Genomic DNA, 2641 nt, shown 5'->3' on the forward strand with positions numbered 1-2641 from the left:
GAAGAGGAAAACCCTGTCCACAACTTGTTTTTATTTCCCAACAACTCTATTGATGTCGCGATCGTCTTTATAGACATAAAATTCATACTGAAATTCATTTCTACCCATGGTTTTTGCTATCTTTTGTCCGATGCGATTGACATAAGATAGAACCTCAGGATCGGTAACCAACTGATTTACTTGTTGAAACTCTTCGACAGCTTGAGCGCCAAAATCAGACTCACTGCGAGACAATATCGCAATCACTTGAACGATCGCTTGGAGATTGCCCGATAAAGCACTGAGTGCTGCTGCCCCCACGATTCTGTCTTTGATGCCCTGACGATGTTTGTCTAGATATTCATCCGCAAGTTTTAGATATCTCCCACGATCTGGGTCGTCAGGGAAAAGAACCGCGAACTGACGAGCCGTAACGGATGCTTCGATAAACTTTTCATAGCTGACCAAAGCTTTGATACGAGCATCTAAGAGATCTTTGCGATCGGGAAAAAGTGATGAGCCTCGTTCTAAGGCTTCTAGCTCAACTTCTATCTTTGATTTTTTGAGCGCAGCTTTTGCATCGTCATCGCTAAATTTTCGCGCTGCCTGCGCTAACATCAAGTGCCCAAGCACGAACTCAGGATAGTCTACGGAAAGTCGTTGCAGAGGAACCAAGGCTTTGATAGATAGCCCCTGCTCTAAGCCAGCCTTGCCTTCGCGATAGTAGACTTTCGCGCCTCCTGTCAGTTGGTCTGGATTATCAATGGGGGTACGTCTTCCACTACCAGTATTCGCAAAAGGCTCTTTAACTTCCTTTTGGATTTTTTGCGCATTGGCGATCGCACCTTGTTGATAGTAGCGATCGCTTTCTTCTAATTGTTGCAGATATTTTTGCCGAGAACTAGATGGTTGAAAGGCAATAATTTTACGGTCGATATCGAGGCTGTTAGGTGCGATCGCCGAACGCAAATTCGTCGAGTTAAGTGCTAAAGCTGAATTTCCCCATAAGAGGGAGGTCAGTAAGCCTACTAGAAACAAAGCCAAAAGCGATCGCAGTTTCCTCATGATTAGTCACAAAATACAATCTTGCTAAAAATCATAGGATGGACGGTGCGAAACACAACAAGCCTCCATGCGATCGGGAATCCCAACTTTATATTTCTTCATAATGCTGTAATAAAATGATGGGGTAGCGCAGGCATCTTGCCTGCCGAAATTGGAAACCCGTACCGATCAAATTTCTTGCCAAGTTGAGATGTTGCGCAAAACAGGGGGGATTTCCGCATCAGTGGGAAATTCTAGAATCGTTTCGCTGGTGGATAGATAGCCAGATTCAGCGAAGGAGATCAGCATTCTCTCTAGCGCGAACCAAACCTCAGATTCGTATTCCCAATCGCGATCGCGCCGAGCTTGACATGCAATAGAACGTAAAGCCCAGAAATAACTATTCCGCACGACCGAACCACCTTTTTTATATTGCGGTACATCGTCTTTGTTGATATAGATAACTTGTTCAACTATCTTGACTCTCATGGACTGAATGCGATCGGAACACAGAAACGATATGGGCGAGCGAGCGCGGAGAAGTATTATATAACTGACCTTACGTGGAACGGAAAAAGCGCGACCTAGAGAGGAGCGTAGGATGAGATAGGTATGGACAAAGAGTTTCTAGGTTTTTACTAGATTACCTGATTAATGTCATCTCATACCGATTTCAATTGTATCTAGGTAGATTGAGATTTGAGATGGTCGCAGAACATTACCTTATCTAAATCTTAATCTAAAAATAAGGTGTCCCAATTTTTTGGGAGGTATGGTATGAGTTTAATTGCGAATATAATATGAGGTTGGTTGATAAATATTCTAAGAAGCTGTTGGGAAAGTCTGCCACGATGCTTTAACTGTATGGGCTTCACCGTTTTAGCACTGTTTGGCTAGAACGTACGCAGCGTCAAGAATTCAGAAAACTTTTCAAATAGGCTCTAAATATTTTTTGCTTAAAAAGATTTTGCTTAAAAAGATTGAGATTCGCCCAACTGGGTGATGTTGTTAACTTCTCGGAGCAGATAATCTATCTCAGTACCAATAAGATTGATTCCGATAAGATTTTCTCGGAGATGTCTGTAAGTATTATGTTCCTAACTGAGTATTGAACATGGCAATTTCAGGAAATCTAGCTGATTTTTCCTTGCCAGAAATTTTTCAATTTCTGGATAGAGGCAGTAAGACAGGCTTACTGAAAATTCGCGGTCTTTTTGAAAATGAGACCTTTCGTTACAGTTATATTTGGCTAGATCATGGGCGAGTTGTGGCTATGTCCGATCGCCTAGATCGCAAGGGACTATCTAATATGATCGAGCGGCGAGGATGGTTCAAAAATTTGAGTTCTCCTCAAGATTTTGCCTCATCTTCTCTCGATATGCCTTTGGGGCTGCATTTGAAATCGCTAGGTGTCTTACAAACAGAGCAATTGAAAATGCTCTTTAGGGCATCTCTAAAAATACAAACAAGAGTAGGAAGGGATTTGAGGAAAATGAGGTAAAATGAGAAAGAAGCAATAGATAAGGTGGAAGTCAATGCAGGATTGGCAAACAGGATTATTTGACTTAGAGCGTGTTTGAGAAGTTTAGGGTAGAAAAAAAGCCCCCAAAGTTATAGG

3 protein-coding genes are annotated in these 2641 nt (G+C 42.1%); 1 reads left to right on the forward strand and 2 read right to left on the reverse strand.

What is annotated here, in order from left to right:
• Nucleotides 1-30 precede the first annotated feature (30 nt).
• Together V2H45_RS25445 and V2H45_RS25450 are read right to left on the reverse strand one after the other, a co-directional pair.
• Nucleotides 31-1044 (reverse strand): M48 family metalloprotease, encoded by a 1014-nt coding sequence (locus tag V2H45_RS25445; RefSeq protein WP_330486498.1) that lies wholly within the window; start codon nt 1042-1044, stop codon nt 31-33.
• Nucleotides 1045-1212: 168 nt separating this feature from the next.
• Nucleotides 1213-1512, reverse strand: coding sequence for a hypothetical protein (locus V2H45_RS25450; RefSeq protein WP_330486499.1), 300 nt, complete (start codon nt 1510-1512; stop codon nt 1213-1215).
• Nucleotides 1513-2137: 625 nt separating this feature from the next.
• On the opposite strand from V2H45_RS25450, the gene V2H45_RS25455 reads away from it, so the two are divergent.
• Complete coding sequence (locus tag V2H45_RS25455) at nt 2138-2524, forward strand: DUF4388 domain-containing protein (protein ID WP_330486500.1); 387 nt, start codon at nt 2138-2140, stop codon at nt 2522-2524.
• Nucleotides 2525-2641 lie beyond the last annotated feature (117 nt).

Origin of the sequence: Tumidithrix elongata BACA0141 (assembly GCF_036349135.1) — a bacterium.
GTDB classification, from domain to species: domain Bacteria; phylum Cyanobacteriota; class Cyanobacteriia; order Pseudanabaenales; family Pseudanabaenaceae; genus Tumidithrix; species Tumidithrix elongata.